3 protein-coding genes are annotated in these 7,235 nt (G+C 75.5%); 2 read left to right on the top strand and 1 reads right to left on the bottom strand.

The window, feature by feature from the left end; genetic code table 11:
* On the top strand, nucleotides 1-352 hold a 352-nt coding region (locus CWIS_RS05040), incomplete at its 5' end, for a hypothetical protein (RefSeq protein WP_197080766.1).
* 4 nt (nucleotides 353-356) lie between these two features.
* Nucleotides 357-6,437 (top strand): hypothetical protein, encoded by a 6,081-nt coding sequence (locus tag CWIS_RS05035; RefSeq protein WP_048342148.1) that lies wholly within the window; start codon nucleotides 357-359, stop codon nucleotides 6,435-6,437.
* Here the strand turns inward: CWIS_RS05035 and CWIS_RS05030 are convergent.
* Nucleotides 6,424-7,137 (bottom strand): BTAD domain-containing putative transcriptional regulator, encoded by a 714-nt coding sequence (locus CWIS_RS05030; protein ID WP_048342179.1) that lies wholly within the window; start codon nucleotides 7,135-7,137, stop codon nucleotides 6,424-6,426. The genes CWIS_RS05035 and CWIS_RS05030 overlap by 14 nt on opposite strands.
* Between the last annotated feature and the right edge of the window lie 98 nt (nucleotides 7,138-7,235).

Raw genomic sequence — 7,235 nt, 5'->3', positions numbered from 1 at the left:
CCTCGACGCGCTGCTCGCGCAGGTCGCGGGCGCGATCCGCGGGCTGGACCCCGCCGGTCTCATGCCCGACCTCTCGGGTGTCGCCGAGCAGGTCGCCCGCATCGCCGACGTGCTGCCGATCGCCGCGCTCGACGGCGTGGGGCAGCAGCTCGTGGAGGTCGGTGACCAGCTCCGCGAGCTCGACGTCGACGGCATGATCGCCACCGTCAACGCGATCCCGCCGCAGGTCGCCGACGCGGTGTCCACCCTGGTCGACTCGATCCGCGACGAGCTCGTCGCGCTCCTGGAGTCGATCCGCTACGCGGGCGGGTCCGCATCGGCGTCCGTCTCCGTCTCCGGATCCGTGGGGTGACGCCATGACCATCACCGACCCGACCCGCACGCCCGCGGCCGCCCCGGCACGGCCCGGTCCGGCACGTCCCGGTCCGGCACAGCCCGGTCCGGGACCGGACCTCGGCACGCAGACCGACGAGCTCGACCTGGGCGCCGCGGGAGTGCTCGAGATCGAGCGGGACGGCTCGTCGGGTGTCCTCGTCGCGCTGCGCGGCGGCGGGCGGGACTACCTCGTCGTGGACCGCCACGGCACCCGGACGTGGCCGGGCGTCGCCCGGAGCGTCGAGCGGATCGGTGAGGGCTCGCTCGTGCGCGAGGTGCATCCGGTCGTCGGCCCGTCGTGGAGCGAGCACTACCGCTGGGAGGGCGACGACCTCACGCTCGTCGACGGGGTCGAGGTGCGCCGCGACGCGCTCGGCCGCGTGGTCGCGTGCCTGCCCGGCGGCCCGGACCCGGCGCCCTCGTCGCACCGCTGGTGGTACACCCATGGTCCGCACGGGCTCGTCGAGGTCCGCGGCCCGGGCACCGCACGCCGCCTCGTGCTCGGCCCGGACGGCCGCGTGCGCGAGGTCCACGACGAGACCGGCACCCGGGTCCTGACGTACGACGACCGCGGCCGGCGCACGGTCGCGGCCCGGCCCGCGGGCGACGTCGTGGACGACGACGGCCGCACCTGGGTCACGCGGGACGCCGACGGCCGGGTGCGCGCGGTGTACCTGTGGGACGGCATGCGGTGCCTCGCGCGCGTCGACGGCCCGCTCGGTGCGCCGCTGGGCGCCGTGTTCAGCCTCGACCCGTCGGGCACGCCCGTGCGCGTGCTGACCAGCCGCGACGCGCTGCGGATCCCCCGCGACGCGTACGGCGAGGCGCTGCTGCGCCACCCAGGGGTCCCTGGGCTGTTCGGCGGCCGCGTGCACGGGCAGGTCGTCCATCTGCCGCTGCGCCGCCTCGACCCGACCACGGGCACCTTCGGCGAGCCGGACCCGTGCGACGGCGGGGACGACGACCCTCGTCGGCCGGCGGGGTACGAGGGCCCGCTGCCGGTCGAGAGCGCGCCGCGGTCGGCGTACGAGGTGTGCCGGGGCGACCCGGTCGGCCGGTCGGACCCCACGGGCGGGGTGTCCGGAGGCCTGGTCCTGTCGACGCTGACGTGGTCGTTCCAGAACAACATCATGTCGTTCTTCGGGATCGACTGGTGGTTCAACCTCTTCATGAGCCTGATCGCCGCGCCCTTCGCGGGCAGCCAGTACGACTTCTTCAGCTCGACCGGCATGAGCACGACCGACCGGCTCGGCGCGTTCGGCGTGCGACGCGACGGCTTCATGAACGTCATCACGGGCGGCCGCGCCTTCACCACGCAGCACATCGTGTGGGCGCCCGACAGCGCGTTCGAGGAGCTGCAGCGCGGCGAGGTCGTCGACCCGCTCGGTCGGTACGAGCCGACCCACTACGGCACCTACCTGTCCCTGGCCCCGACGGGAGCGGCGGCGTCCCTCCTCGCGTGCGGCCCGACGAGCGCGCCGTGGTTGCCCGGTGACCTCACCGCGTGGACGCGGCACGGTGGCGTGGGCGTGCCTGCCGCACCGGGCACGCTCACGCCGTGGTTCCCGTCGGGTGGGCTGCACCTCGACCGGACCCGCCTGGACACCCGGCACGACGTGACCGCCACGCTCACCGAGCTGCGGGCCGGGCCCGTGGCGGCCGGCGACTTCGAGCTCCGCTCGGTGCTGACGGCGCCCGCGCCGACCGGGCTCGCCGCCGGCGCACGCATCCTCGTCGACGACGGCACCGCGATGGCCATCGCCACCGTGCTCGGCGTGCTGCCCGTGCCCATGGGCGAACGCGTCCAGCTGACCGAGGACCTCCCGCTGACCGGCGCCGCGCTGACCGTGACCCCGCTCGCCGCGGCGCCCGCGTCCAGCGAGTCCCGACCCGCCGGCGCGCCGGCGAACTCCTTCAGCGCGCGCGGCACCACCGCGACGTACGCCGCGGGAGACCTGCTGCGGCTGACCGCGGCGACCGGTCAGGTGCTCGTCGCGCGCGTGGCCCGGCTCGAGGCGCGGCTCCCCCTCGAGCGCCCGCTGCCCGGCACGCTCGCCTCCCCGATCTCCGTCGCGGCCGGGACGCTCGGCCCGAACCAGACCGTGACCCCGAGCGGCACGACGCTCGACTTCGGACCGACGACACCCCCCGGCCAGGGCGCGACGGGCGTCGTCGAGGGCGGCACGCGCACCGGGGTGCGCGTCGAGGCACCGCCCGCGGGGAGCGTCGTGACCATCGACGTCGCCGCACCCGCCGGCACGACGTCGTTCCGGAGCGTCACCGCCGGGACGGTGCTCGGCGCCCGCGCGGACGCGGTCGAGACCGACCCCGCCCTGACCTACACGCCCGTGTCCGCGGGCACCGCGCCCGACGGGTCCGCGGGCACGGTCGTCCTGAGGGTCGAGGGCGGGGGCCTCGCGCACGCGCGCGTCGTGCCCGGTGCACCGACGCACGACGTCGTCGTGCTCGACCGCCCGCTCGTCGGCAGCGGGCCGTGGATCGTCGAACGGTGGACGACCTCCGGCTCGGCGATCACGTCGGTCGTCAGCACGAACCTGCTCGCGATCGCCGTCCCCTCGCCCGAGCGCTTCGAGGGCATGCCCGTCATGCTCACGCGCGTCACCGGTGAGCCGCCGACGGCGACCTCGCGGCTGACCGGCGACGCGGTGTCCGGCACGTTCACGCCCACGCCCTCCACGGCCACGCCCCCGGTGCCCGCGCTCGCAGCGGCGCTGCAGGTCGGCCGGCCCGTGCTCGTCGGGACCGAGCTGACCGCGATCCGCTCGCTGCGCTGCGCCGTGACGTTCGCCCCCGCGGTCGATCTCGGCGCGACCGGCCTGAGGCTCGTCCGGCTCGCGCCGACCGGCTACACCTACGACGCGGTCGTCGCCTCGGCCGCCGCCGTCGACCTGCGCGGGACGGTCACCCCGCCCGGTGGCACCACGGTCCCCGCGCCGTTCCTGCGCGCGGTGCCCGGCGACATCCTGGCGGTGACCCCGGCGGGCGCCACGACCACGTGGCACCGGGTCGCGTCGGTCGCGAACGGTCGCCTGACGCTGGCCGGCGGCCCCGCGCTCACCGCAGCGGTCGGGACGGCGGTCACGGTGCAGCAGGCCGCGGTCTCGGACCCGGACACCGGCGGACCGTTCCTCGGCACCGACGGCACTCGCACCGGGACCGGCGCGACGACCACGGCCACCTTCACGCTCTGGCGCTCCGACGACCTGCGCGGCACCACCTCGGTGCTCGGGATCGTGGACGGCGAGGTCACCCACCCCGTGATCCTGAACGGCGACGCGCCCGTCGCGGAGGTCACGTTCTCCACACCGGTGACCGCGACCGGCGCCGCGCTGTCGACCTTCGCGCACACGAGCACGACCACCGGCTCGACCCTCACGCGTGACACCGCCTTCTTCGACGCCGTCACGCGCGACGGCGCGTTGCTGCTGGCCGAGGTCCCGGCGGGGGTGACCCCGCTGACGACCGCCGCGAACCAGTCGGTCGTCGTCGTCGCGCTCGAGCCGGTCGGCGACGCGCGGACCGCGACGCTGGGGCCGGGCACGTTGCTCGTGCCCGACGAGGAGCCCACCGAGATCGACCGCGGGCAGTCCCTCGTCAACCACGAGCTCACGCACACCGTGCAGTACCACCGCTGGGGCCCGCTGTGGTTCTGCGCGTTCCCGATGATCGCGCTCGAGCTGCCCGGCATCCTGGCGAGCGACACCGAGCTGCCCGAGTTCTCGGCGTTCCTCGACGCGACGGTGGCCACCGGGACCGGCGGCACGTGGTCGGTCACGATCCCGCAGCACGCCACCGTCTCGATCGGCTCGGGCGCCACGTTGCAGGTCGTGCAGGGCGCGCGGATCGTCGAGGCGTCGGTGACCGCCGTGACCGGCGACGAGTTCAGCGTCCGGGTCGAGAACGGCGCGCTGCCCACGGGGCGCGTCGCCGTGCGCAAGAAGCAGGCGGTCGGGGGCTTCGACGTCCCGTTCGCGATCCTCGACCTCATGACCCACGGGGGCCTGGTCAACCTCCTCGCGGGCACGACGTGGGGCGGCATCTTCTGGCTCGTGGGCAAGGCGTTCTACGGGCTGGGCCGCGCGATGGTCGGCACGGGCGACCTGTTCGCGGCGACGGTCGGCGCGGGCGGGACGACGCTCACGCTCGCGCAGGCCGCCGACGCCGAGAAGCTCCCGGCGACGGGCCGCGTCACGATCCGGCGCGGCGAGGACACCGTGATCCGGTCCGCGACCAAGGACGGCACGACCCTCACCCTCACCGAGGCCGTCGCCTTCACCGGCGACGTCCGGGTGGGCGGCTACGACTCGCACGAGCCGGAGAGCGCGTTCGACTGGTACTCGTACAAGGCGGGGACGATCGACGCCGCGAACCACTTCGCGATCGACCTCGGCAGCGGGCACGGCCTGTCGCCGGAGGACCGCGTGGTCGTCCGCTACCGCGCCGGGCGGCCGTTCCGGACGGACGTGCTCGCGGTGAGCGGCGGGCGCGTCGAGCTGTCCACCGCCGTGCCCGTCACGGGCGACGAGCTGTCGGTCCGCGTCGCACGCGTGGGCGCGAGCGACCCGCTCGGCAACGCCGACTCCTCGGCGATGGTCGAGATGGGCATGGGCTGGATGAAGTGGCTGTTCGACCCGTACGGGCAGGTCGAGCCCGCCGTGGCGCCCGGCGACTGGACGCGCTGGCTGCTGCGCGTGATGCGCTGGCTGCTCGGCACGCAGAACTTCTCGCTCCTGCCGTTCGGCCACCTGTGGTGGGACCGGATGTTCCCGGGTGACGCCAACGCCCACAAGTCGCAGATCGAGCAGGAGGCCTCGAGCGAGTCCGGTGACGTGTACTCCCCGCTCGGGCGTCTGACGGGCGACGTCACGCACGACGGGCTCACCACCGCCCACGCCGTCGTCGGCGACGTCATGCGGTACCGCTACTGGCCCGAGTCCTCCAGCACGTCCTTCGTCGAGGACGGACGCCTCGACGCGCCGGGGGTCCACCTCACGCGCGACCTGCGGCTCATGCCGAACGGAGCCGCCGTCGGCACGTCCGCCGCGCCGAACGGCACGACCGTCCCCGACCCGACCGTCACCGACCCGGGCACGTTCGTCGCGAGCGACCTCACCGAGCGCGACCCCGACCCTCGCGCGATCGCCGTGACGGACCCGGCGGCGGGAACGCCCGACCCGCTCGGCTTCCGGGCCTCCGACCTGGGCACGGTGCCCGCCGGCGCGCGCATCGAGCGCAACCAGGCGGTCTACGCGGCGTTCACGCGCCCAGGAACCCACCGCGTGACGACCCGGAACGGGATCGGCGGCGCCCAGCAGTCGGTCGACGCGGTCGCGGCTGGGCGCCAGCCCCTGTGGTTCGACGTGCGGGTCGACGACGTCACGGTGACCGGTGCCGGCCAGACGCTGGACGCGTCCGCACCCGGCACGAGCGACCACCTGACCCTCGTGCCGTTCCAGTCGGTCGACCTCGTGATCGCCCCGGCGGTGCCGCGGATCCACCAGGTCACCGCGCTCGAGCCCACGGGTGCGCTGGTGATCGACACGGCCGCGCGGCTCACGGCCCGCTCCGCCACCACGACGCCCGTCCCGGTCGAGGTCAGCCGTCTGCACGCCGCGACCGACGGGCACTACCAGGGTGGGCTGGCCCTCGCCGGCATGCACCTGTCGCGCGACCTGCACGTGCCCGTGCGGACCCTGACCGTCGAGGTCGTCGCGACGCTCCCGCTGCGCGACGCTGCCCGTCGGGAGGCCACCGAGCTCACGACCCTCGCGCGCGGCACCGAGGCCTTCCTCCTGGTCCCGGCGCCGGTCACGACTCCCCCGGCGATCACCTCGATCAACGGCGCCGCACCGCCCTCGGGCACGGCCGACCCGGTCTCCCGCGCGGACGCACCCGACGCCGCAGCCTTCCTCGGGGCGACCGGCTCGGCGTTCCGCGTGCAGTTCGCCGACACCGCGACCACAGGGACCTACACGCTGTCGGTGCAGGTCGGTGACGGCGGTTCGTCCCAGACACTCACCTGCGACTTCACGCTGAGCTGAGCGCACGGTCGGGCACGAGGCGCGCGACGAGCGCCGCGGTTGCGGCCGACGGCTCGACTCCGAGCTCGCGGCGCAGCAGCTGACGGCACGCGGCGAACGCGCGGCGGGCCTCGGCCAGGTTGCCCTCCGCGAGGTGCACCGCGATCACGGTGCGGTGCGCGCTCTCGCGCAACGGGTCGGCGCGCAGCGCCGTCAGCGCGAGGTTCACCGCCGCCGCGAACCTGCTCTCGGACGCGAGCCGGCGGGCCACGGCCTCGAGCAGGTGCAGCCGCAGCTGTCGCACGCGCTCACGGTCCTCCGCGACCCACTCGTCGTCCCAGTCCGGGAGCAGGTCGGCGTCCGCGAGCCGCGACAGCGACGTGACCTCGTCGTCGGGCTCGTCGACGGCCAGCGCCCGCTGCGTGAGGTCCTGCACGTCCACCGTGACCGCGGGTCCCAGCTCGACCCAGCCGCGGTCGACCCGCAGCACGAACGGCGCCACGAGGCCCACCCGCCACAGTGCCGTGCGCAGGTTCGCCCCCGCGCGCTGGTCCGCGACCGACGGCCACAGCGTGCCCGCCGCACGTGCCCGGGGCACCGCTCCGCGCAGGCACACCAGGGCGACGACCCGCCGGCACGACCCGCCGAGCTCGACCGACCTCCCGGCCACCTGCAGGCGGAAGTCGCCGAGCAACGTCACGCGTGCGCCGGGCTCCTGCACGCCCGTCCGCGGCTGAGCCGCGCGCTCCGTCCCATGGTCGCCCATCGCCCGCCGCCCGTCACGCCCGGCCGGACCCGGGCGGTGCGGGCACGGGCGTC

It is taken from the genome of Cellulomonas sp. A375-1 (assembly GCF_001040865.1).
Taxonomy (GTDB): Bacteria; Actinomycetota; Actinomycetes; order Actinomycetales; family Cellulomonadaceae; genus Cellulomonas; species Cellulomonas gelida.
The sequence above is the reverse complement of the archived record's forward strand: the minus strand, read 5'-3'. Positions and strand labels throughout refer to the sequence as shown.